Source organism: Acinetobacter rongchengensis (genome assembly GCF_003611475.1).
Classification (GTDB): Bacteria; Pseudomonadota; Gammaproteobacteria; order Pseudomonadales; family Moraxellaceae; genus Acinetobacter; species Acinetobacter rongchengensis.
In genome coordinates, this window is record NZ_RAXT01000045.1 from 1 (window position 1) to 26,341 (window position 26,341).

The 26,341-nt window shown below is 37.3% G+C and carries 22 protein-coding genes and 1 pseudogene; 16 read left to right on the forward strand and 7 right to left on the reverse strand.

The features are described 5' to 3' along the window. The first annotated feature begins 260 nt into the window (after window positions 1-260). The 7 genes from D7V20_RS14955 to D7V20_RS14985 all read left to right on the forward strand — a co-directional run bounded on the left by D7V20_RS14955 (window position 261) and on the right by D7V20_RS14985 (window position 8,744). Entirely contained in the window at window positions 261-803 is a 543-nt protein-coding gene (locus D7V20_RS14955) for a YbhB/YbcL family Raf kinase inhibitor-like protein (RefSeq protein WP_120384935.1), read from the forward strand. A gap of 95 nt (window positions 804-898) precedes the next feature. Then, complete coding sequence (locus tag D7V20_RS14960) at window positions 899-5,236, forward strand: AMP-binding protein (protein WP_120384936.1); 4,338 nt, start codon at window positions 899-901, stop codon at window positions 5,234-5,236. Window positions 5,237-5,290: 54 nt separating this feature from the next. Further along, window positions 5,291-5,878 carry a porin family protein gene (locus D7V20_RS14965; protein ID WP_120384937.1) on the forward strand — a complete coding sequence of 196 codons (588 nt, stop codon included), beginning with the start codon at window positions 5,291-5,293 and terminating at the stop codon, window positions 5,876-5,878. Window positions 5,879-6,028: 150 nt separating this feature from the next. Further along, on the forward strand, window positions 6,029-6,283 hold the full coding sequence (locus D7V20_RS14970; protein ID WP_120384938.1) for a hypothetical protein: 255 nt from the start codon (window positions 6,029-6,031) through the stop codon (window positions 6,281-6,283). Between the two features lie 97 nt (window positions 6,284-6,380). After that, entirely contained in the window at window positions 6,381-7,187 is an 807-nt protein-coding gene (locus D7V20_RS14975) for an AraC family transcriptional regulator (protein WP_120384939.1), read from the forward strand. A gap of 93 nt (window positions 7,188-7,280) precedes the next feature. Further along, window positions 7,281-7,943 carry an isoprenoid biosynthesis glyoxalase ElbB gene (elbB, locus tag D7V20_RS14980; protein ID WP_018678922.1) on the forward strand — a complete coding sequence of 221 codons (663 nt, stop codon included), beginning with the start codon at window positions 7,281-7,283 and terminating at the stop codon, window positions 7,941-7,943. Window positions 7,944-8,147: 204 nt separating this feature from the next. Continuing rightward, complete coding sequence (locus D7V20_RS14985; protein ID WP_171407840.1) at window positions 8,148-8,744, forward strand: 4'-phosphopantetheinyl transferase family protein; 597 nt, start codon at window positions 8,148-8,150, stop codon at window positions 8,742-8,744. Window positions 8,745-8,858: 114 nt separating this feature from the next. Here the strand turns inward: D7V20_RS14985 and D7V20_RS14990 are convergent. From D7V20_RS14990 to D7V20_RS15005, 4 genes and pseudogenes are all read right to left on the reverse strand, one after another. Beyond that, window positions 8,859-9,442: pseudogene (locus D7V20_RS14990) on the reverse strand (IS5 family transposase); the annotation flags it as partial. A 529-nt stretch (window positions 9,443-9,971) separates the two neighbouring features. Further along, the gene (locus D7V20_RS14995) at window positions 9,972-10,610 is read right to left on the reverse strand and encodes a 3-oxoacid CoA-transferase subunit B (RefSeq protein WP_120384941.1); all 639 of its coding nucleotides are present in this window, start codon (window positions 10,608-10,610) and stop codon (window positions 9,972-9,974) included. 3 nt (window positions 10,611-10,613) lie between these two features. Further along, window positions 10,614-11,318: a CoA transferase subunit A gene (locus tag D7V20_RS15000; RefSeq protein ID WP_120384942.1), complete on the reverse strand. Its 705-nt coding sequence runs from the start codon at window positions 11,316-11,318 to the stop codon at window positions 10,614-10,616. 314 nt (window positions 11,319-11,632) lie between these two features. Then, the gene (locus D7V20_RS15005; RefSeq protein WP_120384943.1) at window positions 11,633-12,514 is read right to left on the reverse strand and encodes a LysR family transcriptional regulator; all 882 of its coding nucleotides are present in this window, start codon (window positions 12,512-12,514) and stop codon (window positions 11,633-11,635) included. A gap of 564 nt (window positions 12,515-13,078) precedes the next feature. On the opposite strand from D7V20_RS15005, the gene D7V20_RS15010 reads away from it, so the two are divergent. From D7V20_RS15010 to D7V20_RS15035, 6 genes are all read left to right on the forward strand, one after another. Beyond that, window positions 13,079-14,503 carry a GntP family permease gene (locus tag D7V20_RS15010; protein WP_120384944.1) on the forward strand — a complete coding sequence of 475 codons (1,425 nt, stop codon included), beginning with the start codon at window positions 13,079-13,081 and terminating at the stop codon, window positions 14,501-14,503. Between the two features lie 36 nt (window positions 14,504-14,539). Then, a complete protein-coding gene (locus tag D7V20_RS15015) occupies window positions 14,540-15,325 on the forward strand; it encodes a 3-hydroxybutyrate dehydrogenase (protein ID WP_120384945.1) in 786 nt (261 codons plus the stop codon). Window positions 15,326-15,822: 497 nt separating this feature from the next. Next, window positions 15,823-17,580, forward strand: coding sequence for a GspE/PulE family protein (locus tag D7V20_RS15020; protein WP_120384946.1), 1,758 nt, complete (start codon window positions 15,823-15,825; stop codon window positions 17,578-17,580). A 195-nt stretch (window positions 17,581-17,775) separates the two neighbouring features. Continuing rightward, window positions 17,776-18,147, forward strand: coding sequence for a NirD/YgiW/YdeI family stress tolerance protein (locus D7V20_RS15025; RefSeq protein WP_120384947.1), 372 nt, complete (start codon window positions 17,776-17,778; stop codon window positions 18,145-18,147). Window positions 18,148-18,313: 166 nt separating this feature from the next. Then, the gene (locus D7V20_RS15030; RefSeq protein ID WP_120384948.1) at window positions 18,314-18,982 is read left to right on the forward strand and encodes a response regulator transcription factor; all 669 of its coding nucleotides are present in this window, start codon (window positions 18,314-18,316) and stop codon (window positions 18,980-18,982) included. Window positions 18,983-19,007: 25 nt separating this feature from the next. After that, window positions 19,008-20,342, forward strand: coding sequence for a sensor histidine kinase (locus tag D7V20_RS15035; protein WP_120384954.1), 1,335 nt, complete (start codon window positions 19,008-19,010; stop codon window positions 20,340-20,342). A gap of 90 nt (window positions 20,343-20,432) precedes the next feature. On the opposite strand, the gene hemP is transcribed toward D7V20_RS15035, so the two are convergent. After that, complete coding sequence (gene hemP, locus D7V20_RS15040) at window positions 20,433-20,603, reverse strand: hemin uptake protein HemP (protein WP_010112877.1); 171 nt, start codon at window positions 20,601-20,603, stop codon at window positions 20,433-20,435. Window positions 20,604-20,742: 139 nt separating this feature from the next. Here hemP and D7V20_RS15045 point away from each other — a divergent pair, with 139 nt between their 5' ends. Next, the gene (locus D7V20_RS15045; RefSeq protein ID WP_120384949.1) at window positions 20,743-21,651 is read left to right on the forward strand and encodes an NUDIX domain-containing protein; all 909 of its coding nucleotides are present in this window, start codon (window positions 20,743-20,745) and stop codon (window positions 21,649-21,651) included. 33 nt (window positions 21,652-21,684) lie between these two features. Here the strand turns inward: D7V20_RS15045 and D7V20_RS15050 are convergent, their stop codons facing one another. Then, window positions 21,685-22,254, reverse strand: coding sequence for a tetratricopeptide repeat protein (locus tag D7V20_RS15050; RefSeq protein WP_120384950.1), 570 nt, complete (start codon window positions 22,252-22,254; stop codon window positions 21,685-21,687). A 93-nt stretch (window positions 22,255-22,347) separates the two neighbouring features. After that, window positions 22,348-24,750 (reverse strand): penicillin-binding protein 1B, encoded by a 2,403-nt coding sequence (gene mrcB / locus D7V20_RS15055; RefSeq protein ID WP_120384951.1) that lies wholly within the window; start codon window positions 24,748-24,750, stop codon window positions 22,348-22,350. Window positions 24,751-24,944: 194 nt separating this feature from the next. Between mrcB and D7V20_RS15060 the strand changes: the two genes are divergently transcribed. After that, window positions 24,945-25,847, forward strand: coding sequence for an NAD(+) kinase (locus tag D7V20_RS15060; RefSeq protein WP_407923969.1), 903 nt, complete (start codon window positions 24,945-24,947; stop codon window positions 25,845-25,847). A 2-nt stretch (window positions 25,848-25,849) separates the two neighbouring features. Then, window positions 25,850-26,116, forward strand: a complete 267-nt coding sequence (locus tag D7V20_RS15065; protein ID WP_120384953.1) for a YeaC family protein — start codon at window positions 25,850-25,852, stop codon at window positions 26,114-26,116. The last annotated feature ends 225 nt before the right edge of the window (window positions 26,117-26,341 follow it).

A 26,341-nucleotide genomic window follows, 5' to 3' on the forward strand; every position in this document is an offset into this window, starting at 1 on the left:
GCATTTTTTATCAACATGGGCGTTCTGTTGTGTATAGAGTTGGACATTGATTCTATTTTTATTTAGACAGCTTATAACTAGGAATAAATAAGAAGTTGATACATTATCAACTCGGAGAATTTGAGAAATGATCATGATACAGCTTATATACTAAATATTAACAAAATTGATTTGTTTAGGCGAAAAAATGGCGTATTAGAGAGAATGTGAGTGAATTAAAAATATTAAGATCACCCTGTTTTCCATAAACAGAGATACTAATGTACAAATCTATTTTAAAACTCATGTTGCCTTTGATCGGCTTGGCTGCTGGATTCACACATGCTGATGAATTCAAATTAAAAAGTACCGATATTGCGCATGGCGCATTCATGAAAAATACGTTTGAATTCCAAGGTTTTGGCTGTTCAGGCGAAAATAAATCGCCACAGTTGTCATGGAGTGGTGCCCCAGCAGGGACACAAGCGTATGCAATCATGGCTTATGATCCAGATGCTCCGACGGGTAGTGGTTGGTGGCACTGGCAAGTGGTGAATATCCCTGCTGAAGTGACTTCAATTCCATCTGGTAATGGCAAGCTTGATTATAAAGATGTGATAGATGTGACTAATGATTATGGTCAAAAAGGATTTGGGGGAGCGTGTCCACCTCAAGGTCATGGCGCACATCGCTACCAATTCACAGTGTATGCACTTTCAAAGAAACTGGAATTACCTGCTGATGCATCTGGGGCGTTAACAGGTTATATGGTCAAAGCCCATTCGTTGGCATCAAGTACGATAGAAGCTCTATATAAACGATAAAGCATCTCAATAGCTTCTTGAACTATTGAACATGTAGCTCAGAAGGCTATTGAACCTTATTCGCAATACATGTTTCTTAAACGAAGGAAAATAACATGTCTGCTCAAGAAAACCAAACACCGAAAATGCAGCGAAAAATCTTAGCCCTTCATGGAAATGGTAGTAATAAAATAATTACCAAATTACAACTTCAGAATTTAGAACTTAATGACCAAGATTATGATATCTCTTATCTTAATGGCACCATCCAAGTTAAGTCTCCAGATATTCGTTTATCTGAATTGACAGGATTGGTTGAAGGACCTTGGTATTCATGGCTACCGCCTAAATCTGATTGGGAAAATTTAGATCATCGAGCATTATTGCAGAGTATTTGTTGTGCGATAGAAAGTGTTTTGTTGGCTATTGAAATACATGGACCTTTTGATGCAATTTATGGGTTTAGTCAAGGAGGATACATAGCTAGCTTGGTAAATAATTTACCGAATGATCCTGCATTACTGGATGCAGTTCAAAGCTACATGGGTAGAGAAACCCAGTTTAATATAAATTCTAATATTCCTTTTAAAACGTCTATTTATGCCTGTGCTGGTGCTGCCATTCCACTATTGGATATGAGAAAGCTTGCAGGTTTACCAGAATGTGCTAAGGAATATAATCAAAATCAAGCCATACATTTAATTGGACAACATGATGCTCTAAAACCGTGGTCCGAATCATTGGTACTACATGATAAAAATCCGAATACTCAAATTTTTTATTTGGACAGTGATCATGAAATTAGTAGTACGATCGCAAAACCGATTAAGGATGAAATAAAACATTGTATAACAGACATTTCATCAGCAAGCCAAAGAACGGAAAGCACTCAACAAGCTACGTGTAAATTCAGTTCTAGAAGAATTGATACAGAAGTACAAGTCGCTCATGTTTCGATTCATTCTGAAGGACAAGCGACCACAATTATAGAATTATTGGAAAGACGAGCCCAATCATCTCCTTTGTTTAGGCTTGCTAGAGAGCAAAATAACCAAATATGTACCACTTATGGGGATTTACTTTCATTTATTCGTTCAGGGGGGGAAGGTGATCTCAGACGAGTAGGAGTTAAAAGTGGACAGATCGTTGCATATATGGCGCCTTCTGGCGGCAGTGCAGAAGGTGCTGTTGCTTTCCTTACCGTCGCAGCTCAGGCATGTGCTGTTCCGCTTTCTACCACAATGACACAGGCTGAAGCCTTATCTGCACTAAAACAACTTCAAGTAGAGCATGTTATTTTATTTGGAGGTGTGAATGCAAAAAATGTCATTGCAGCTTGTGAAGAATATTGCAAAAGTAACAATAAATCATTACATCATGTCAGCCCACTTTCATCTCAACATCCAGGCTTATTTAAATTTAAACATTCCTTAGATGGATATGAAAACCAGCCAGAGTTAATCACTCATTCACATGATGACTGCCTTCTACTCAGAACTTCTGGCACGACTTCTATGCCAAAGGTTGTGCCACTCAAGCAAAAAGATTTGGTTCTAAACAGCACAATTTTAGCAGATAGTGTTGGAATTAATGAATTCGATGTGACCTATAGTGTGATGCCGTTGGATCATATTGGTGGTATATCTGCTTCGATCTTGGCAAGTTTATCTGTTGGCGCAGCGATCACATGTGAAGGTTTATATAACCCACAACTTATGGCTGAAGCATTGGTACAATCCAATCCTAAACCAACATGGTATTCAGCTGTACCTACTATTCAGCTGGCAACTTTACGTTATCTTCAGGAAAATCGAGAGCAATATTTAGATCATGATGGTGTATGGTCTGAACACAACCTACGCTTGATTCGCTCTGGCGCATCTGCGCTCAAAGAAGAAGATCGACTGGCGCTCATGAAGACCTATGATTGCCCAGTGTTGCCGACTTATAGTATGTCTGAACTCATGCCTATTTCGCAGCCTGCTCAGACAGAAATGAGCTGGGAGATTAAGGAGGGTTCTGTTGGCGTGCCATTAATTGCGTCATTGGCAATCGTTGATCCAGTTACCCTTAAACCGCAACCTTTTGGTGTTGCTGGTGAAATTGCGATTGCAGGTGATACAGTTTTTTCTGGTTATAAAGAGAATCCTGAAGCCAATAATAAATCTCGATTTTTAATGCCATTGCCTCAATCAGGTGAAATCCGCACTTGGTTTTTAACGGGTGACTTGGGTCAGATGGATGCTTTTGGTCATTTGAGCTTAGAAGGTCGACTGAAAGAGTTAATCAAAAGGGGTGGTGAACAGATTGCACCTGCTGAAATAGAAGACAATTTAACCAGTCATTCGACTATTGATATCGCGATATGTTTTCCCGTGCCATCTGAAACTTATGGTGAAGAGGTAGGGTGCGCAATCGTTTCATCTGACCCAGCATTTAGTTTGGAGAATCAAAGTAAGTGGGTAAATGAGTTACGCTCTTTTTTACTCAAACGTGGAGTCTCAGCACATAAAATTCCTTCGATTTGGAGAGTCGTTGATAAAAATGATTTACCAATGACGAACAGTAAAAAATATAAGCGAAATGTCATGGCAGAATCGCTAGGTATAACGACGCAATCTTCCCCGAATCAGCAAAATATAGCGATAACTTCAGAATGCAAAGAGAACAAAGTCGCGACTACAAACATCAGTGAACTTGCTTTAAATACGAATCGCCTTGACAAGCCAAAAGTGGATTGGGAGACAATCGCGGGCTTCAGATTTATTTTGGCATGTTATGTCATGTTTATGCATATTGGTGCGAATAACTCATGGGAAGCATTTAATAATCTCCGTCAGTTCCAATGGCACGTAAATAGTTTCTTTATCTTAGCGGGTTTTTCTCTTGCTATTCTCATGCCTGCGATAATTCAAAATAAATTTGCTTTTGTAAAAGCAAGAGTAGCGGTGATGTATCCTCTGTATGCATTGGCGATTATTTTTGCGATGGGTAATTTATTTGTCAGTTGTCACCCATCAACGTTTATACCTAGTTTTAGTTGGGGACCTTTAGTTCACGAAGGTACTGCATCATATTGTCAGGGAACGCCATGGATCGAAGGTTCTTGGCTAGGCAATGTCATTTTATCATTTGGAATTCATGCGACAGGTTTACAAGCAACGCCATTGTGGGGGGCGAGCTGGTTCATTGGTTTTTACCTGTGGTTTATTTCGATGTATTTCCAATGTCTTGTTATATTCCCGATGATTTACAATGCCTTGTATAAGCAACGCGGTAATGTTAAGAAAATCCTCATGTATATAGCGATTGGATTAACGACGAATATCGTAATCTTAATGGGGTTCTGGTACGGATTTGTTGTTGACTTTGTTGGATATGGTCTATTTGATCCTGCGACAGGATTACAGACAACGCCTTCAGCGGCTCAGGTTGAATTGGCGGGTAAAGAAAATGCGACAGGCTTAGGCTTCTATCTATTTGCACCTTTCTGGATGGTGTATTTCTTGGTCGGCATGTGTGCTGCATTCTTATATGATGCCATTAGACCCACTGAGCAAAAACGTTCGCATATTTGGGGCTATGTTGCTGATGCAATTACACTGATTATTATTTGTGTCAGTATCGCACACATTGCTCAAGGCTACACACATTTTGGCCCTGAAGTGACCCAAGTCCCTGTAGATGCTTATTTCATGAGACCTGAGGGTGCAAATAGTTATGCAGATCCTGCAATAACCAATCGTATTTGGGATGAAATCTACAGCCGTTCATTTGCTCCACTGACTTTACTTTGGATTTTTGCACTCAGTACAGGTAAGGGCTTTACTGCCAGACTGTTAAGAATGAGTCCATTCCAATTCCTTGCACCTACTGCTTATGCTTGCTTTCTATTTCATCAAATGGTTGGGCAGTGGTACTACGCAGCCACACGTAGCGGTGAATGGTGGAATTGGTGGGACGATCGTAAAAGTTTCTATTGGTTTAGCCCTGAACCAGTTCCAGTCGAATGGTATGAATATTTCTATGTGGTTGGTTTAGTCGTTATTTTTGCAAAGTTAATTCAGCCAGCAGATACCTTGCTTCGCAATTTGGTTGCAATGATTATTCAACGCATCAAATCAGTGGGCAGCAACGCAGAGTATGACAAACCTGTTATGGATACTGCAGAGGTTGTGCTAGAAACGGCTGCAAAAATCTCTGGGCTTGAGGTGAATAGAGAACTTAGCCTGAATGATAATGGACTCGCATCATTGGGTATTGTTCGATTTGTCAATGCTCTTGAGTCTGAGTTTTCTTTACCTGGACAGAAAGTATCATTTTCTATGGCAGAAATTATGGCTGCGCAAGATCTCAATGAAGTCATTGCAATTGTTGAAAAGGCAATTTTGCAGCCTGAAACATTAGAAACAAACATGATCTTAGATGACCACTACCAGCATCGAGGCATATAAAAAATTAGGCGAGAAAAGTGATTTTCTCGCCTAAGCTTTATACAAAGGAAATATATGAAAACTTTGACGATAATTTCACTTTTAGTATTGCCTGTTTCTGCGTTTGCAAATCCATCATGTGAGCCAGATTATAAGCTGAATCTACGTTTGGCTTATGCACTCGGTTATTTTGATGTAGATAATCTGTCAGGTGAAGATGCATATAGAAAAACATCGAATAATGCATCGAGAGTAGGTGGTTCAGTTTTATTAAAGTGTGGCACAACCACATTTAAGTATAGCTACCATACAGCGATTGATTTTATGGGTGATCATTTTATTGATACAGATAAAATGATCAGTAGTTACTCTATTAGTGATCCAGAGTATGGCTCGCTTGAAGTGGGTAAAATGAATACCGCTTATAAACTAGCAGGTAAACAAGGAGACCCATTTGGGGATACGCCTGCAGGAACAACATTTGCAGCAAGTAGCTTTGGTTTCTCGAGTATGACTCGGGGGTTTACGAACGATAGTATTTTCTATTATTCCCCTAAAATGAATAATCTAAAAGCGAATCTTGGTTATACTGGTACAAATTCTGATGGTGATATACACCTTGGTCTAGAATATAGTGATGAAGCGGATGTGCTGGGAATCTAATATGTTGATCTAGGTGAAAAGCCAACGGTTGCGAATGAGAGCAATAATAAAAATGCAACCAGATTGTATTATCGTAAAAAGGTTGATGATTGGTAGTGGTCTTCTTCATATGAGCACATTAATACGACGCGTTCTGGTAAAGATGAATATTTGAATCTTTCTGTTCAAAAGCCGATTGCCAATTTTGGTCGGGTTGCTGCTGCAATTGGGTATGTGTCGAATGCAGATTTTAAATTGATCAATGGTTCACGTTATTCTGGAGATGGTCAAAGTTTAACACTGGGTGCTTTCTATAATTGGATTAAAGGTGGGGAGCTCTATTTATTGGGAACTTACATCGATCTAGATAATGGTCATCATCAAAAGAATTTGGCTTTAGGTTTTAATTATCATGTCGATTTTTAAAAACTTTAAATTTATTTATGGGACATTAATTTAATATTAGGGGTAAAGTTTTGGGATATAAGATGGAAGAGTTTGCTTATATCCCGAACGCTTAATTATGGATAATATTATTGTAGTTGCTAAAAAAGCAATTAAAAACCAATCACAATTACCTTTTTCAGTTTATTCATCTCATAAAGAACAGATGATTACCAATGTCCCGATTATAAAGCCATTACTCATTTTTATATTGAGCGGTACTAAGCAATTGGGTAAATCTGGCTCAGTCGAATGTCTGTCGGGTAGCTTTGTATTTTTATCGAATAGTCCTCGAATAGATATGCGTAATATTCCGATTCAAGAAGAATATTTTGCAGTACTTATTGATTTTGAACATGAAGATTTTTCTGAACTCCCTAAAAGCCCAGCGCCGTATAAAAAATATTTTCAGGGTGACATCAACCCTGTACTTGCCAGTGCATTATGCCAATTTATGGAGTTCTCATCGATTGCACCTGCTCAAGTAATGAGACTGAGAAAAAGAGAAATACTGGAGATTATTTATCATTCAGGCTACAAAGATGTTTGTAATATTGTTGAGCCTCCGAGTTTAAGTGAGAAGGTTCAATCAATGATCTCAAATGATATTTCTTGTGATTGGCCTGTGGATTTAATCGCTTCTAATTTATTTATGAGTGCTTCAACATTAAGACGTAAGCTAAAAACTGAAGGTAATAATATTCAAGATATTCGCAATCGAGCGCGATTAGGTTATGGTCTGCATTTATTACAAACAACACAATTTCATATTGGTAATATTGCAGAGCAATGTGGTTATCAATCTCAATCTCGATTTACTGAGCAGTTCAAACTACTTTTTGGTATGACTCCACGAGAAATTCGTAAAACCAAAATGCTCGATTAAGGATAATTTATGACGTATTCGGATATATTACGATTTAATAAATAAACTTATTATTTGTGTGTAACACATCATTAAGAAAATTAAGGAATGAATATGAAAAAAGTAGCGGTTATTCTATCAGGCTGTGGTTATTTGGATGGCGCAGAAATTCGAGAGTCTGTTTTAACGCTATTGGCATTGGATATTGAAGGTATTGAATACAGTATTTTTGCACCTGATATCCAACAATATCACGTAGTGAATCATATAGCAGGTGAGCCAGATCAATCTGCAACTAGAAATGTACTACAAGAAGCAGGTCGAATTGCACGTGGCAAGATTAGTCCGATTACTGAATTGGCAGCAGAACAGTTTGATGGGCTGCTTATTCCTGGTGGTTTTGGCGTTGCAAAGAATCTGTCGAGTTTTGCTTTTAAAGGTTCAGAAGGTGAGGTAGAGCAATCCGTGATTGCTGTTCTGCAGGCGTTTAAAACAAGTAATAAACCAATCGGTGCGATTTGTATTTCTCCTGCATTATTGGCACTGACGTTTGGTGATCTTCAACCTACACTGACGATTGGTCATCATGCTGGGACGGCTGCTGAGATTGAGAAAACAGGTGCTGTGCATCAGGTTTGTGAAACCAATGATTGTGTTGTAGATACGACGCATCGCTTGGTTACAACACCAGCTTATATGGATGACCACGCTAACTTAAAGGATATCTTTCAAGGGATTTCTAAGTTGGTGAAAGCGATGGTTGAGCTGAGCAAATAAAATTCAATGGATCGGGGTGGCGTGATTTCTGCCCTGATTCATTTCAATCAATCATTTGAGATTGACGCAGTGCTGAATCGTTTTGTGAATTCTTATATTCGTTGTGCGCTTCCAAATCGGTTTATAAAAATGCACAAGTTGCTCTATGAACCGTGTTTTGATTTGTATTTGGCGTATTGTGAGTTTAATCAGCAATATTTTGATATGAATCTATTTGATGAACTCTCAATTCTGCTTCCAACCCAGTTGCAGTCCTATCCCACTGTTAGGCAAAGTGAGTTTTTAGCAGGGCGCTATGCAGCAAAATTGGCATTAGCTGCAATGCCTGAAAAACTTTGCTTAGAGCAAGTGATAATTGGCGGGCGTAAAGAGCCGATATTTCCTAAAGATTTGATTGGCACATTAACGCATAGCAATACCATGGCAATGTGTGCGGTTACATCATCAAAAGCCCTTTGCTTTGTAGGAATTGATATCGAACCGATCATGACAAAAATGGATTTCTCAGGAATAGAGGGGAAAGTTTATTCTGTACGAGAGCTTCAGTTATTGACAGCAAAAGGAATAAGTAAAGAAATAGCGGCTACATTGGTCTTCTCTGCAAAGGAAAGCATATTTAAGGCATTTTCGAAACAAATTCATCATGGTATTGATTTTCATCGTTTTGAATTATCTGAACTTATCTATCTAGGGCATTCACTTTCAATGAAATTTGATGTCAGAGAAGTCAATTTTGAAGCTCAAATTATGGTTTCAGCAAAAATTCACAAAAAGCATGTTTTAACGCTTGTTGCACAATAATTTTATCTAAGAAAGGTGTAATTTGGGAATGGTATAAAGTAAGACAGTATCAATGTAGATTAGGTTTACACAGTGTGGCAGTATACTAGATGCACTAACTTAGGGTCTGTTGACATTATTAGATTTTGTATTGGATTTTTTAGGAATGTTAGTCTTTGTTTTGTTGATTCAATTTGATTTCTAAGACTTTCTGAATCATAGCCTTTATCAGCACATAGGATTTCTGATTTATTCAAATCCAGTTTTGATACGAGATCTGGGGCAATTTTTATGTCATGAGAGGTTCCATCTGAAATAATAAATTCAATTGGATTACCATTCGAATCAACCGCTAAATGTATTTTAGAGCTATTACCACCGATATTTTTAGAAATATCTTGATGCTTAATTCCTGCTGAGTGTTGATGTACTCTGACATGACTGCCGTCAATAAGAATCCATTCTTTATCAGCGTGCTTAATAAATAACTTAAATATATTCATGAATTTATTATTTTTAGACCAACGATTATATTTCTTAAAAATAGAGTTAGACTTGCCGAATTCTTGAGGTAAATCTCTCCAAGGACAACCTGTTCGGATACGAAATAGAATAGCTTCGATAAAATTTCTCAAATTTAATTTGAGATAAATATTAAAGTGACGGAAAATAGCAATTAACTTAGACCAGTGTTGATTATTTAACATTGTACGAGGCATAGCGAGAGTAAAATTGTGTTTGGCGATTTAATTTTACTATCTCACTATTTTTTTAAGCAACAAATGTCAATACACTCTAATCAAAGAGCCAACAGATTTTATTAATAAGTATTCTAATCACATTAATAAATATTTAGATATTCTTGATTTACCAAATATTTAAATTGGAGATTCTTTTTTTCGATTTGGTAAGCCTCAAAAAAGTGTCTTTGATGATATTGATTATCAGGGATATTTTGAAGAAATAGGAAAACTCGAAAAATGGGTACAAGAGTTTGATGATGCGTGTTTTTATTGAAGAAAAACTAATGTCTCGTCTCGTCAACTAACTGCTGTTGTTGAGGCATAGCAATTGCTTCCCACTCATCATAAGAAAGAATGGGTGGGAAAGTATTTACAGACAGAGCTGTAAATGCTTGAACCTGTAATTAAAACTGTAAATGCCTTAGAATTTAAGGCATTATTTTTTCACTGCAAAGAAGGTTAAGCCGAAGCTGCTTCAAACTAAAATAACTACAGACTAAAATAACTAAAGACCACTCGTAATCAACTCAACACCAGTCGCGGCTTGAATTTGCGCTAAACTGACATCTTTAGCAAGTTCAATAAGTTTTACGCCATCAGCAGTGATATCCATGACACCCAAATCTGTAATCACACGATTTACAACACCTTTACCCGTTAAAGGTAAACTGCATTGATTGACGATTTTAGGACTACCATCTTTTGCATTATGTTCCATCAGCACCACAATTTTTTGCACGCCTGCAACCAAATCCATAGCACCGCCCATACCTTTAACTTTCTTCCCTGGAATCATCCAGTTTGCAAGGTCACCAGTTTCAGAAACTTCCATCGCACCTAAAATAGTAATATTGATGTGTCCACCTCGAATCATGGCAAAAGATTCAGCGCTAGAAAATAAAGCAGCCCCTTTTTTCATGGTAATGGTTTGTTTACCAGCATTAATCAAATCTGCATCGACTGTATCTTGAGTTGGAAATTCACCGATACCCAATAAACCATTTTCTGACTGTAACCAAACATCAATATCTTCAGGAATATAGTTAGCAACCAGTGTCGGCAAACCAATACCCAAATTCACATAAAAACCATCTTCAAGTTCAAGTGCGGCACGTTGCGCCATTTCATTACGTGTCCAAGCCATGATTTAAGCCTCCGTTGCTTTTAAAGTCATTTGTTCTATGCGTTTTTCAGGTGTTTGATTGAGGACAATTTTATTTACATAAATACCAGCTAAATGAACATCATCAGGATCAATCTCACCAATTTCAACGATTTGCTCAACCTCAACGATTGTGAATTTCCCTGCCATAGCACATTCAGGGTTAAAGTTACGTGCGGTTTTACGAAATACCAAGTTGCCCGCTTTATCTGCTTTATAAGCTTTGATGAGTGCAATATCGGCAGTTAAAGAATGTTCTAAAATGTACGCTTTACCATCAAATTCACGTACTTCTTTGCCTTCAGCAATCAGTGTGCCTACACCTGTTTGCGTGAAAAATGCGGGGATACCTGCACCACCTGCACGTAATTTTTCAGCCAAAGTTCCTTGTGGCGTAAGCTCTACTTCGAGTTCACCATTTAAGTATTGGCGTTCAAATTCTTTATTTTCACCGACATATGATGAGATCATTTTTTTAATTTGTTTGGTTTGCAATAATTTTCCTAAACCAAAATCATCGACACCCGCATTATTTGAAATACAGGTTAAGCCAGTAACACCAGTTTCTTTTAAAGCATCGATTAATGCTTCAGGAATACCACATAAGCCAAAGCCGCCTACAGCGATGGTTTGATTATTGCTAACATTATTTGCTAAAGCATCTTGAGCATTTGCTACAACTTTATTCATCCTGATTACCTTATGTCCATTTGTATATTTTATTATTAGCATTGAGGGCAGTTTTTAGAAATTGAATGTTTTTAACGTGTAATAAGAAAAACTCATTAATCATTTTATCGGTGGGATATCGCGAAATCATCGTTGATGAGTCTTTAAAAAAATAGAAAATTTGGTATATGAAGAGAATGGGGGGATTTAATTTTTAATTCGCATGATGTATTCAGTCCGAAATACTCAGTTAGGATTCTCAAAACGGGTTTACACAGTTGCTTTTATCCCAGAGTGAAATTTGATCATGCTATTTTTTAACTGAAAAAGAGACTTTAAAAACGATGCTTTAATAATGTTTCGATAAATTGCGTTGAGATATTAGACAGCTCGAAATCTTTTTTATAGATCACGCCAAGCGGTAGATGGACATTTCCTTCATCAATTTCGATTAAAACATTTTGCTCTTTATCAATAAATTTCTGAAAATGCCTTGGTATCGCGGTGACACCCATGCCATAAGCAACAAAGTGAGACAATGAACTAATTTGATGACATTCAACTTTTAGGTCTAAAACTAAGTTGTTTGCAATGCAAGTTTGTTCAATCACATGACGAATAATCGAAGGTTTTTGCAAGGTCACAAAAGGGTAAGAACACAATTCCGCCATCGATACACTGTTACGTTTTGCTAAAGCATGATCTTTGGGTACCAATGCGACGAAGTCTTCTTTAAATACAAGTTCAAAGGTCAGTTGTTCACTGTGTTTGGGTTCATAGCAAATCCCAATTTCAAAAATACCTTCTTGTACTTTTTCGATAATTTTTTCATTGGTTACATCATGTATAGAAAAACTAATATTTGGATGAAGTTTGGAAAATTCATGCATTACTGCGGGTAAAACAGCATGGGTCGCAAAAGGCATAGATGCAATATTTAATGTGCCACGATGTAATTTAAAACGCTGTTTAACATCTTTTTCCATATCCTCCCAGTTTGCTAAAAGTTTTTTTGCATAGGGAATGAGAGACAGACCTTCGGGAGTAATATCGACACGGCGGGTATTTCGTTTGAATAGTTTACCGCCTAATTCTTCTTCTAAGGTCTTGATACTTAAGCTCAAAGCAGACTGACTTAAACAAAGTTCATCGGCTGCATTGGCATAATTTAAAGTGCGTGCGAGAACTAAAAAAGCTTTTAATTGTTTAAGTGTCATGATTTAACCTAGTCAAATTTTCCTAATACATAAAATCAGAAGAGCATCGATTTATCTGCAATCATCAAAATCATACAACTTTAAAATATTGATCGTTTGATCAATACACAGTATCAAACGACTAAAAAGAGTATAAGTGAACAAGTTTAAAACAAATAGAGCTATGGCTTTGTAAACATATGAAAAGTTGAGATTTCGCTTGAATTTTTTGTTAAATAAAGTGAACTATTTCAGATTCTGAACGGATTTTATTGCACTTTTTTTATGCAATATTTCAAATTTGATTAATCAATTTTTCTTATTACTCAATGATTATTTTGAAATAATGAGCTGATTTAAATGCATTATAGTTTAATCAATAAATTGAATATGCTTACTTTGATTTATCAATATTTAAAGCTTTATCGAAGCTGAAATTGACAAAGTTAGGCCAATTGACAGGTAGTCTTTATTGTTAAACTTGCTTTAACAAATTGATATTAATGGATTTTAATGTCTCGAAAATATATTTGAAATAAATATTGACGCTGAACGGACATATATTCTTTAAGGATGGAGTAAAATATGTGGGATTTAGGTGTAATTCTACTTTCTCTAGGGCTGTTGATGTATACAGCCTACAGAGGCTTTTCTGTAATTCTCATGGCACCCATCTGTGCCTTGCTCGCTGTATTGCTGATTAACCCTGCAAATGTTTTACCATTTTATTCAGGCGTATTTATGCCGAAAATGGTTGGTTTTATTAAAGACTATTTCCTCGTGTTCTTACTCGGTGCAATCTTTGGTAAAGTCGTTGAAATGTCAGGTATTGCTGAATCTATCGCTAAAACGATTGTGAAGCTCATTGGTTCTAAAAATGCCATGCTGACAGTTGTACTCCTTGGTGCAATCCTTACCTATAGTGGTGTTAGTCTTTTTGTTGTGGTATTTGCAGTATATCCTTTTGCAAATCAACTCTTTAAACAAGCAGATATTCCTAAGTGTTTGATTCCTGGCACAATTGCTTTGGGTGCGTTTACTTTTACCATGGATGCACTTCCAGGGACACCGCAGATCCAAAACGTTATTCCAACAACATTCTTTGGTACAAATATTTACGCAGCACCATTTTTAGGAATTATTGGTGCGATATTTGTTCTAGGTGTTGGTTTAAGTTATTTAGAATGGCGTCGCCGTGTAGCTGCACGTAATGGTGATGGTTTTACATCAGGCATTACATTGACTGCTGCTGAACAGCAATTATTAGATAATACTTCACATGATCTTTCTAATGGTTCTGGTTTGCGTCAATTCATGGCCTTTGTTCCGCTGATTTTAGTGGCTGTGACCAATAAATATCTATCGACTGCAATTAAAACATGGTACCCAAATGGCTTTGATTTTAATGCGATCGGTCTTGCCAACTACACTGTAGATGTTGCTAAAACTTCAGCAATTTGGGCCGTTGGTTTGGCTTTAATTGTTGGAATTATTGCCGCAGTTTTGTTTGATTTCCGTCGTGTATTTAACAGCTTTAAAGAAGGTGTGAATGCGAGTATTGGTGGTTCATTATTAGCGGTGATGAATACTGCATCTGAATATGGTTTTGGTGCCATTATTGCAGCGCTACCTGGCTTTGCCGTGATTAGTCATGCTTTAGGTCAAACATTTACCAATCCGTTGGTCAATGGTGCAGTGACCACGACCGTATTGGCAGGGATTACAGGTTCAGCATCAGGTGGTATGAGTATTGCCTTGAGTGCGATGGCAGATCAATATAATGCTGCAATTACTGCAATGGGTATTCCGCCTGAAGTCATGCATCGTATTGTAGCAATGGCTTCTGGTGGTATGGATACCTTACCGCATAATGGCGCAGTCATTACTTTACTTGCTGTAACAGGTCTTACCCATAAACAATCTTATAAAGATATTTTTGCGATTACAGTGATTAAAACCATTGCCGTATTTGTTGTGATTGCAGCATTTACATGGTTCGGTATTGTTTAATTGCGTAAGAAATATTTTTGAAATAAGGAGTAAATAATGAGTCAAATGCTCAAAGATAAAGTTGCATTTATTACAGGTTCTGCAAGCGGTATTGGTTTAGAAATTGCGAAAAAATTTGCCTTGGAAGGTGCAAAAGTCGTCATTTCAGATATGAATAGCGAAAAATGTAATGAAACAGTTTTGGCACTTAAAAGCGAAGGTTTTGATGCGTTGTCTGCTCCTTGCGATGTGTCGAATGAAGAAGGTTATGCTGCTGCAATCGCACTTGCGCATCAGACTTATGGACGCTTGGATATTCTGATTAATAATGCGGGTTTCCAGCATGTTGCAGCGATTGAAGACTTTCCAACGGAGACTTTTCAAAAACTGTTAAATGTGATGCTTGTGGGTTCTTTTATCGGCATCAAGCATGCGTTTCCAATCATGAAAGCACAAAAATATGGTCGTGTGATCAATATGGCTTCGATCAATGGTTTAATTGGTTTTGCTGGAAAAGCAGGCTATAACAGTGCCAAGCATGGCGTCATTGGTTTGACTAAAGTGGCTGCACTTGAAGCGGCTCGTGATGGTATTACCGTGAATGCGTTGTGTCCAGGTTATGTCGATACACCATTGGTTCGTGGACAAATTGCTGATCTTGCAAAAACACGTAATGTGAGTGAAAGCAGTGCGTTGGAAGATGTTATCTTGGCAATGGTACCGCAAAAGCGTTTGCTAAGCGTGAATGAGATTGCTGATTATGCAATTTTCTTGGCAAGTGAAAAAGCGGGTGGTGTCACTGGTCAAGCTGTTGTGATGGATGGTGGTTATACTGCTCAATAAGCTTGATTGGTTATAGGGTAGATTGCCTAATTTGTTGTATAAGTTGCATGGTGCTTTATCAATCGTCATGTAATTTATACAACAGCATCTTCTATTTAACGGCTTATTTAATAACTTCTTTATTGAATAGAACTTTTTATACAACAGTGCTTTTGCGAGTCAAATTGACCGCTATCGAATCAGTAAGATATAAAATTTAATAACAAAAAATCAATGTCATTGATTTCGATAGATTGATGCTATATTTCGGCATTCCCTTAAAATTTCTCGACTAATTTTTAAACATATCCATTCTCTAAATTGATATTCCCTCAAATGATTTAACTCACTATATATGGATTGAACGAATCAAATATTGATGGCATTTGCATTTATACCTCATTCATATCGGCCTAATTTATATTGTGCTTAAAACCAGTTATTGGTAAATCATTTAAAATGAAAGCAACTCAAAGACTCATTTTTGTTATAGTAGGTCTAGATTTGGGGATATAACAATGCAATTTAATTTTGAAATCGATACCACATGGTGTTTAGAACAATTATTAAAAGACGGTCGAATTACAGAGCGCGAAAAACTATTGGTGCAAACCACACATCGACAACGGGACCAACTCAAGTGGCATCCTTTGCAATGGATTGCCAGCTTTAAACTGGTCGATGCAAAAGATCCTGTTAAACGTTTAACGTTAACCAATTTAACGGAGTGGTTGGCTGAAAAATCAAAACTGAATGTATTTACTATAGATCCTTTAAAAGCCGATGTAACATCTTTGACGGGGGTGATGTCACAAGAGTTCGCACTTAGAAATAAAATTTTAGCAGTTGGGGTGACTGCCGATACTATTTTGATTGGTACGGCACAACCTTTCACTACCGATTGGGTGCAAAATTTAGAACGCAGCTTGAGTCCTAAAAAAATTGAACGTGTGGTTTTAAATCCTGAACAATTACAACGCTATTTAGTTGAATATTATCAAGTCAGTAAAGCGGTTAGTTCTTCACAAAAATCTGGGAATTACGATAAAGAAAATAAAGGCGTAGAAGCACTTTTACAGTTGGGTGATACGCAAAATCCTGATGCCAATGATCAGCACATTGTCAAATTGGTCGATTGGGTTTTACAGTTCGCTTTTGAGCAGGGAGCGAGTGATATCCATTTAGAACCACGTAAGGAAAAAGGCAAGATTCGTTTCCGAATCGATGGGGTATTGCACACTATTTATAATATGCCTGCCAACACGCTGACTGCGGTAATTTCTCGTATTAAAATTTTAGGTCGCATGAATGTTGCAGAGAAACGTAAACCGCAAGATGGGCGGTTAAAAACACGTACTCCAAAAGGACAAGAAACCGAATTACGTCTTTCAACTTTGCCGACAGCATTTGGTGAAAAGTTAGTGATGCGTATCTTCGATCCTGAAGTTTTGGTACGAAGCTTTCAACAGCTGGGGTTTGATGAGCATTTATTAACGCAGTGGAATAGTTTAACGCAGCATAGTCACGGTATTATTCTCGTGACTGGTCCAACAGGTTCAGGAAAGACCACGACTTTATATTCTTCACTGAAACAGTTGGCGACGGAACAAGTCAATGTTTGTACCATTGAAGATCCAATCGAAATGCTTGAGCCAAGTTTTAACCAAATGCAGGTCAATCAAGGGATTGAGCTGGGATTTGCAGATGGTATTCGTGCATTAATGCGTCAAGATCCTGACATTATTATGGTCGGTGAGATTCGTGACCAAGATACCGCCAATATGGCAATCCAAGCGGCGTTGACGGGGCATTTGGTCTTATCAACATTACATACCAATGATGCGCCTTCTAGTTTGACGCGTTTGCATGACTTAGGTATTCAGCCATTTTTGACAGCCGCTACAATTCTCGGGGTACTTGCGCAGCGTTTGGTGAGAAAATTATGCCCGCATTGTAAGCAAGAATCTTTTATTAATGAGCAAGAGTGGAAGCATTTAACTTTTGGTTATCAAACTAAAATGCCAAACTTTGTCTTTAAAGCTGTAGGCTGTGAAGAATGTCGTCATACAGGTTATAAAGGTCGTGTGGGGATTTATGAATTTATGCCAATCAGTTTAGAGGCAAAGCAAAAAATCAGTGCCAATGCAACTTTAGATGATTTGCGTGCTCAGGCGAAGAAAGAAGGGATTGAACCATTAAGAATTAGTGGTGCTCGAAAAGTGCTTGAGGGTACGACAACTTTAGAAGAAGTATTGAGAGTCGTGCCATTAAATTAAACATTTTAAGTGGTACATTTTGAATGAAGTTCTTTGAATCAAACATATCGATCGAAGCACTGCGAATCAAAAACTAGGTGCCGAAATAGGATTAAAATTTGCTTAAATTTGAACATGAGGAAATCTTAAGATTCACCTCATGTTTATTTGTTTAAATAATCGCATTGAAACGATATAGATGATGAGGATTTAACCATGAATTTATTCAATAAAGTTGTTTTGGTTGTAGGTTTAACAGGCGCAACAACATTTGCAACTGCAAACAATGTGAATACAACAGCGGTGAATCAATCAGCATTGACGCCGAGTTTAATCACAGTCAAGCAAGCGTTAACGTTAAAAGATAATACTAAGGTTCAACTGCGTGGTCATGTTGTAAAAGCCACAGGAGATGAGAAGTATCAATTCCGTGATAATACAGGCTTAATCACTGTCGATATTGATGATGAATTATGGCAAGGTAAACCTATTTCAGCCAATACCACTGTGACCTTGATTGGTGAAGTAGATGTGGATTATAAGCCTCTAAAACGTGTTGAAATTGATGTAGATAGCGTTAAGTTTTAAGTATTTGTTTTGTGAAATAAAGCAACAAGCAGTTTTCTTTGTACTGATTTTACCAAAAACCACATGAGTCCATCCTGTGGTTTTTTTGATGTAAAATATAAAACATATATGTATATGTTTGAATATCTTATAACGCTAAATATGATCAACCCTAGAGAGTCTATAGATGCGGCTATTACTTGCAGAAGATGATGTGTCCCAAGCTGAAAGCATTAAATCTTGGTTGGAAATGGATGGCTATAATGTCGATTGGGTTGAGCGTGGTGATTATGCGATTTTAGCAATAGAGCAACATCATTATGACTGTGTATTGTTAGATCGAGGATTACCCAATGCTTCGGGTGATGAAATTTTAAAAATTTTAAAACAAAAGTATAGTGCTATTCCTGTGATTTTTCTCACGGCAAAAGACAGCATTCAAGATCGTGTGCAAGGTTTAGATTTAGGTGCAAATGATTATTTGATTAAACCATTTAGTCTTGAGGAACTATCGGCACGGGTTCGTGCTCAATTGAGACAGACGCAAACGTCTGGACAGCATGTCATCAAATATGCAAACCTGAGTTTAGATATTCAAGCAAAGACTGTTTTTCTGGGTGATCAGCTTGTCAATCTGACTGCAAAAGAATTTCAGATTTTATATCGGTTGATGGTCAAGCCAGAGCATATCGTGACTCGAGAGCAACTCGAAGAATCGCTATATGCATGGGGAGATGAAATTGAGAGTAATGCGATTGAAGTTTTTATTTATCAATTACGTAAGAAAATAGGAAGTCATTTCATTAAAACAATTCGTGGCCTAGGTTACCGCATGAATCAAGAAAAAAGTGAATGACATGATTGAAAATGCAGGATCTAAGATGACGCAACAAGCAGTGTCGTTACAATCCAAGTTGATCAAGACCTCAATGTTGAGCTCAGTGATCGCAGGTTTGGTTGCGTTTATTTTATTAATTGCTCATTCAGTCTATCAGACCATGCAAGTTCAAGATGAAATTATGGACGAAATTGCAGATATGCTGATGATTTCAGATTTAAGTTCAAGCTCAGGCTCACAAATAGATGAGTTGAGTGATGAATTTGATATCCAATATCAATTATCAAATCAAAATATGCGTTTGACCCAATCGGCTCAATTTGACCTGAATACTCAAAATCCAAGCGTTTTTGCTCAGCAGGATGCTTACTCGTTTATTTGGTCAGGTCATAAGTTATTGCGCAGTTATCACGTTTTCGACCATGAAACTCAGTTAAGAGTTCAGGTGATACAACCATTAGAAATTCGCTTTAAGGATTTAAAACACAGTGTTTTAAGTTATTTGCTTATTTTGTTAGGACTCTGGTTTGTACAGTGGTTGATTTCGCATTTTCTCATTAAAAAACAATTTAAACCGATTCAACAATTGTCGAAAGATATTGCGGAAAAAGGTGTGAATGATCTCAATTTAATTGATCAACCAAAACCTGAGTTAAAAGAATTACAACCGATGGTGAATCAGTTAAATCAAATGCTGACTCGATTAGATCAGGCGCTGGTTGCAGAGCAACGATTCACTGCCGATGCATCACATGAATTACGTTCACCACTCTCTGCGATTCAGTTACGGTTACAACTTTTACAACGCAAATATGCTGAAATGCCTGAGTTAAAAATGCAATTACAATTGATTCAAAATGATGTCAATCGCGGAACACAAGTATTAGAAAACTTATTATTACTGGCACGTTTAGATCCAATGGATGAAGCCCAGTTGCCACGAACTTGGGTCAGTGTAGAGGCTTTAACACAAGATATACTCAAAGCACTTGAACCTTTTATCAATGAAAAACAGATTCACATCCATATTGATCGTGAAGCATCGGATATTTACGTAAATACAGAATTAATCTTCATTTGTATGCGAAATTTAATCGACAATGCGATTCGCTATACTCCAGTGCTAGGTCATATTTATATTCGTTTCGGGCATTTAAATAATCATATTTTCTATGAAATTGAAAATGATGGATCAGGAATTCCGCAGGACGTATTAGACAGGCTTGGTGAACGCTTTTATCGGGCTTTAGGTACGCAGACACAAGGTTCAGGTTTAGGGTTATCGATTTGTAAGAAAATTATTGCATTACATCAAGGGCAGATTGAATTTTCATCGTCAGAATATGGCGGTTTAAATGTATGTGTATATTTACGTTAAAATAATGTCAGAAGTAATATTTAAAAAGCAGTATGCGCTGATTCATACTGCTTGTTCCCACGTTTTTTGTTTTGAAACTTGTTGTTTTAGTTATTTGGTTAAAATCAAACGGTTATTACGCGTTAAACGTAAGCGATATTCTTCGCCTGCATGCATAATGCGGATTTCACGTCCTAAGGCAAATAAATTATTTGAATGTAACATTGGAAGAGATTGATGTGCTTCGTTGTTACGTGTGAATAGGCTAAAAGGTGCGTTCATTGTTATTGCTCCAAGTGGGGTGCTGTTCAAGTGATTTAAATGATAATCATTATCGAATAGATCTGTCAACGATAATTTTTATGATTTATAAAATATCTATAATTACTTACAATTCTTAAAACTTCAGATGAGCGAATTTATGTCTAAACCCAAGATTGATGTTGCAATCGGACTATTGTTACATCGAGGAAAAATATTGGTTGGTTGGCGCAAAGCAGAGCAACATCAGGGCAATAAACATGAGTTTCCCGGTGGAAAGGTTGAAGCAGGGGAAAGTCCTGAGGAGGCATGCCGTCGAGAAATATTTGAAGAAGTGGGGATTGGTATTCAACAATGGCATGCATTTGATGTGATTCATCATGACTATGAGGACGTAGAGATTTTCTTACATATTTTTTATGCAATTGTTCCAGAAAAATATTTAACGGAGATTCAAACGCCGTGGGCTTGGTACACACGTGACCAGTTATTAAAATTAAATTTTCCTAAAGCAAATAAACGTATTATTCAACGCTTATATTGGTCACATCAGATTAAAATTTCTGATCAATTGTCGAATTATGTAGCTGGTAAAAAAGAGCAACTTTTTTATTGGAGAATAGAAGCTGGTCAAGATCTAGCTGAGCAATTAACCCATTTGGACAGCATAAATGATCAAGATTTATCTCAATTGATACTGAATATTGATTTATGGCAACAATTACCAAAACAACTGCAAAAAAAGATCACGACCATCCATTTTAAACAGCATCAATTGATGAATTTAACAGTAGGGCAATTACCCATCGGAAGCCGTTGTATAGCAGCCTGTCATGATTTAGTTTCTTTGCAGCGAGCGCAGCAATTAGGTTTTGATGCAGTGACTTTAAGTCCTGTTTTAAACACACCAACACATCCTGATACTGTTGTATTGGGTTGGGAAAGCTTCGCGGATTATGCAAAGACTTGTGATATTCCTGTCTTTGCACTCGGTGGGTTGGCTCAAAGTGATTTACAGTTAGCGCAACAGCATCATGCGTATGGGATTGCGGGAATTCGTCATTTTTAATTCAGCTTGGCTGGCTTGACATGAAAAGGTGAATTACAAACTTTGTAGTTGACGCAATGCTTCTGCAACGGTTTGTTGGGTTTTGAGTTGCTGTCCTGATTGTAAAATAACATTCCAAAACATTTTCTTCTGCGTTGCGCTTTGAGCAAAACCTAAACCACGACGTGCCAATGATTCAGCATTGGCATATTGCTTTTTCTGATTGGCAATACGTGCTAGGTATAAAAAAGTTTCAGCAGATTGCGGTGCTATGCGTTGTGCATTCAATGCACTACGTTCAGCAACATCCCATTGACCTTTTTGAAAAGCCATTTGCGTTTGTTGCATTAAATGTTTAAAAGCGGGGTTGCCTTGACCATCATCTAAGGATTGTGTCGCAGCTTTTTGTTGTGGAATCACCACAGGAATTTTTTGACGTTTTATTTCAGGATGATCATAAGGTGTGATTTTCACACCATCTGGGGTAGGGACAGAGGGTTGTGAGGTTTTTGGTTTTTCTACAGGTTTAGTGACTTTAGTCGTGTGTTGGGGCGCCGTTTGACAGCCTGCTAAAGTCATCATTATAGTTAAACCGACAATATATTTTGTATAACGATTAATCATAAGTACTCATCTAAACTTTAGGGGTTACTGACAATTGATCTATCTTGAGGATGATGTAATGTCAGTAGACCCTAATCAAAATCAGATAGATGTCTAATTTTGATAACTACCACTTGAAATGACACGTCCTCTAGAATTTGATAAATCTTGATCCATGTCTGTTTCACTTTCGCGAATATAGTTTTCTATACTATCGTTAGTCTGTGGTTGTGATGCGTTTTGTTGTGTATCGGGAATGTATTGTGGATCCACTTGATAATGTGGCATACCACATTCAGTTGCACTATTGGGTACAGTATGGCGCAATAAAGGAATATACATCGCACCACTACAACCTTGCGCTGAGAGCTCACCAGTTGCAGAATCAATCCATTGCCATGAAATATCATCAGGCTGACGTAAGTTCACAGGTTTTTGACGTAATTGTTTCATCGCATTAATCCAAACAGGTAATGCGCCTGATGAACCTGTTAGGCCAGTGACTTTATTATTATCCAAACCTAACCATACGATCGCTAAATGATTACCTGAATAACCTGCAAACCATGAGTCACGGGTATCATTGGTCGTTCCAGATTTACCTGCAAGTTTTAAATCTGTTGGAAGCGTGCTGTAAGCTGCTTTACCTGTACCTACACTCATCACTTGCTGTAAACCATAATTCAACAAATAGGCAGCAGCAGGATCTATCGTTTGTTGGACATTTAAACCAAAGCGTTCGAGCAGTCGCCCATTTGCATCAACCACGGTACGAATGGCTTTATTTGGATATTTAAAGCCACCTGTAGCAAAGTTCCCATAAATATTCAACACTTCCATAGGCGACATATCTACAGCACCCAAGAAGATAGAAGGGTAGTTTGATACGGTCGAGGTCACACCAAATTTAGTTAAGTTATTTCTAAAAGAAGAAATACCAAACTCATTACCTAAACGTACTGCAGATAAGTTATATGAGTTAGCAAGCGCTTGCGCTAAAGGCACATAACCATGACCACTGCCACTATAGTTTTTCGGTGTCCAAGATTTATTACCATCAACAGTTAAACTGATAGGTGAGTCTTCAATTTGGCTTGCCCAGTTATAACGTCCTGACTCTAAAGCAGTTAAATAAATTACAGGTTTAAGCAGTGAACCCACTTGACGTTTTGCGTCTAAAGCACGGTTAAAGCCCGTAAACTCTTGGGTTGAACCAACTGCGGCAATCAATTCACCATTCTCAGGATGTGAAACTAAAATCGCACCTTGCAAATCTTTTAATCGTGCAGGATTCGCATTGGCTAAACGACTGACAGTTTCTCTAAAACTATTTTGAACTTTCGTTTGTGAAATTGGATCAAGCGTGGTGAAAATTCTAAGTCCTTGATTGGTTAAATCAGATTCTTGATATTCTGTTTTTAATTGACGACGCACGATATCTAAAAAGTCAGGGAATCTTGCTGTACCAACCGTTGGTTTGCTCACAACATTTAATGGACGCGCGATTTCTTTTTCATATTGAGTTTGGTCGAGATAACCCATCACCAGCATATTGTTCAGTACAATATCTCGGCGTTTTTTTGCACTTTCTGGATTTTTCCAAGGATTATATAAAGTAGGCCCTTGGACTAAACCCACCAAAAAGGCTTGTTGAGAAATATTCAGTTCACGTAAGGGCATGCCAAAGTAAAATTGTGACGCTAAACCGTAACCATTCACAGAATAATTACCGCTTTGACCGAGATTTACTTCATTTAAATAGGCTTCTAAAATTTCATCTTTACTGTAGTGTAATTCTAATAATAACGACATCAATGCTTCATTGACTTTACGTTTTAAAGTTTTCTCAGGGGTTAAGAAAAAGTTTTTAACCAATTGTTGAGTTAGGGTTGAACCGCCTTGACGTTTACCACCTGTGACATTACTGACCAGTGCCCGTGCTGTACCACGGAATGATATACCATGATGATGATAGAAGTTACGGTCTTCGGTTGCTATTAATGCTTCAATTAATGGCTTTGGAACTTTATCCAGTTTAATCAGTACACGATCTTCATTATGTTGCGGGTAAATACCGCCAATCAGCATTGGTTCTAAACGGGCGATACCCGTATTGGTCGGTTTCGTCGCTTTAACATCTGCAACCGTATCACCAGCGAAGGTGACTTGTAGAACTTGTTCAGGGTCAACACTATCACCAAAATCGAAACCACGTGTATGCACATAGACCGAATTTGCTTGAGTCAGATAACTACCAGACTTGGTATAACTATCACTACTTTTATAACCGAGTAATTTGAGTTCTTGTTCAAAATCATTTTGGGCTATTGGCGCAGTCGCATAGATTTCTAAAGGACGAGCAAAAACTTTCGCAGGGATGTCCCAACGATTACCTTCGAACTTGTCCCGAATCACATTGTCGAGCTTAATTAAATAAATACTAAATGCGAGAAATGCTGCAATTACGAGTACACAAAAAATCAATGCAATTAAGCCAATACCACGTTCGGTCTTCATATATAGATGATAATGCCCAGTTTATTTTCGTTAATCATGCGAAGCTTTTCTTAAATTTGCAATAATAAAACTGTGAAATACACAAAATTAAAGCCTTTTTAAACATTCCAATAATTTTTGATTGAGGAATGATTTTATAAAAATATTCTGAAAGTGTTATTATAGCTCAGAATTTCAATGGAGCCACAGCACCTGTGCAAATTTCACCAAAGACATTTCGTAATATCGGTTTAATTGGTCGACCAGATAAAAACTCTGTAGTTGATACGCTATGCCTTATCCATGATCATTTACTTAGTCTAGGGTTGCATCCTATTTTCGATACAGATACGGCAGAACTGGTTCCTTATAAGAATACCCAAAAAGTCAGTAAAGCACTGCTTGGCGAAGTTGCAGATCTGGTTATTGTGGTTGGTGGTGATGGTTCTTTGTTACATGCTGCACGTGCTTTGGTTAAATATAATACCCCTGTATTAGGTGTAAACCGTGGTCGTTTGGGCTTTTTAACCGATATAAAACCGACTGAAGTCATTTTTAAACTTGATCAAGTGTTAAAAGGTGATTTTCAACTAGATCGTCGCTTTTTATTAGAAATAGAAATTCGTACAAAAAACGAAACAATCTATGATGCAATTGCTTTGAATGATGTGGTGCTTCATTCAGGTAAATCTGTGCATATGATTGATTTTGAATTGAATATTGATGGACAATATGTATATCGCCAACACAGTGATGGTTTGATTGTTTCTACACCAACAGGTTCAACTGCTTATGCACTGTCGGGTGGTGGGCCTATTCTACATCCGAGTATGGATGCTATTGCTTTAGTCCCAATGCATCCGCATACCTTATCATCCCGTCCAATTGTTGTAGGCGGGCAGAGTGAAATTAAAATTTTAATTCGTGAAAATCGTGTATTGCCAATGGTCAGTGCCGATGGGCAACACAGTGTTTCATTAAATGTCGGTGATAGTTTGCATATTCGTAAACATCCATTCAAACTAATACTCTTACATCCACCAGGTTATGACTTCTATATGGCATGTCGTACTAAACTTGGATGGAATCAAGATTTTGATTCATTTCAGCAGGATTGACCATGAATATTGAACAAATGCTTTCTATTTTAGATGCAGATATTGTTGAGCGTTTAAAAACGGCAGTCGAAATTGGTAAATGGCCCAATGGTATTGCTTTAACTGCTGAGCAACGCCAAACATGTATGCAAGCGGTTATCGCTTGGGAACATCAAAATGTACCTGAAAAAGAGCGTACAGGTTATATCGACAAAGGACATAAAGAGGAAGGTGAGGAGTGTGATTCACACGTACCTGAGCCTGAGTTTAAGCCGATTCGTTTTGTGTAATAAATTCAAAAATGTTGAATCACAGTTATAAAATTAATAGTTGTGATTCAACAATATACTTTGTCACTTTATAAAATAATGATTTAAAAGAAATTTAAGAATTTTGTAAGTGTTGAATCGAAGTTGAAGTTATTTTATTTAGTTTTTTTTAATTATTTGTGGTTTTTAACTCTAAAATTTGTTTAAATAAACCCTATCTTAAATAATAAATAAAGTATAAGAACC

Coding starts and splice junctions, on each gene's coding strand:
- D7V20_RS14985 (WP_171407840.1), top strand. CDS start 8,148: ATGAATCTATTTGATGAACTCTCAATTCTGCTTCCAACCCAGTTGCAG.
- D7V20_RS15065 (WP_120384953.1), top strand. CDS start 25,850: ATGAATATTGAACAAATGCTTTCTATTTTAGATGCAGATATTGTTGAG.
- D7V20_RS15035 (WP_120384954.1), top strand. CDS start 19,008: ATGACGCAACAAGCAGTGTCGTTACAATCCAAGTTGATCAAGACCTCA.
- D7V20_RS15010 (WP_120384944.1), top strand. CDS start 13,079: ATGTGGGATTTAGGTGTAATTCTACTTTCTCTAGGGCTGTTGATGTAT.
- D7V20_RS14960 (WP_120384936.1), top strand. CDS start 899: ATGTCTGCTCAAGAAAACCAAACACCGAAAATGCAGCGAAAAATCTTA.
- D7V20_RS15050 (WP_120384950.1), bottom strand. CDS start 22,254: ATGATTAATCGTTATACAAAATATATTGTCGGTTTAACTATAATGATG.
- mrcB (WP_120384951.1), bottom strand. CDS start 24,750: ATGAAGACCGAACGTGGTATTGGCTTAATTGCATTGATTTTTTGTGTA.
- D7V20_RS14965 (WP_120384937.1), top strand. CDS start 5,291: ATGAAAACTTTGACGATAATTTCACTTTTAGTATTGCCTGTTTCTGCG.
- D7V20_RS15025 (WP_120384947.1), top strand. CDS start 17,776: ATGAATTTATTCAATAAAGTTGTTTTGGTTGTAGGTTTAACAGGCGCA.
- D7V20_RS15045 (WP_120384949.1), top strand. CDS start 20,743: ATGTCTAAACCCAAGATTGATGTTGCAATCGGACTATTGTTACATCGA.
- D7V20_RS15005 (WP_120384943.1), bottom strand. CDS start 12,514: ATGACACTTAAACAATTAAAAGCTTTTTTAGTTCTCGCACGCACTTTA.
- D7V20_RS15020 (WP_120384946.1), top strand. CDS start 15,823: ATGCAATTTAATTTTGAAATCGATACCACATGGTGTTTAGAACAATTA.
- D7V20_RS14975 (WP_120384939.1), top strand. CDS start 6,381: ATGGATAATATTATTGTAGTTGCTAAAAAAGCAATTAAAAACCAATCA.
- D7V20_RS15030 (WP_120384948.1), top strand. CDS start 18,314: ATGCGGCTATTACTTGCAGAAGATGATGTGTCCCAAGCTGAAAGCATT.
- elbB (WP_018678922.1), top strand. CDS start 7,281: ATGAAAAAAGTAGCGGTTATTCTATCAGGCTGTGGTTATTTGGATGGC.
- D7V20_RS14995 (WP_120384941.1), bottom strand. CDS start 10,610: ATGGCTTGGACACGTAATGAAATGGCGCAACGTGCCGCACTTGAACTT.
- D7V20_RS15015 (WP_120384945.1), top strand. CDS start 14,540: ATGAGTCAAATGCTCAAAGATAAAGTTGCATTTATTACAGGTTCTGCA.
- D7V20_RS14955 (WP_120384935.1), top strand. CDS start 261: ATGTACAAATCTATTTTAAAACTCATGTTGCCTTTGATCGGCTTGGCT.
- D7V20_RS15000 (WP_120384942.1), bottom strand. CDS start 11,318: ATGAATAAAGTTGTAGCAAATGCTCAAGATGCTTTAGCAAATAATGTT.
- hemP (WP_010112877.1), bottom strand. CDS start 20,603: ATGAACGCACCTTTTAGCCTATTCACACGTAACAACGAAGCACATCAA.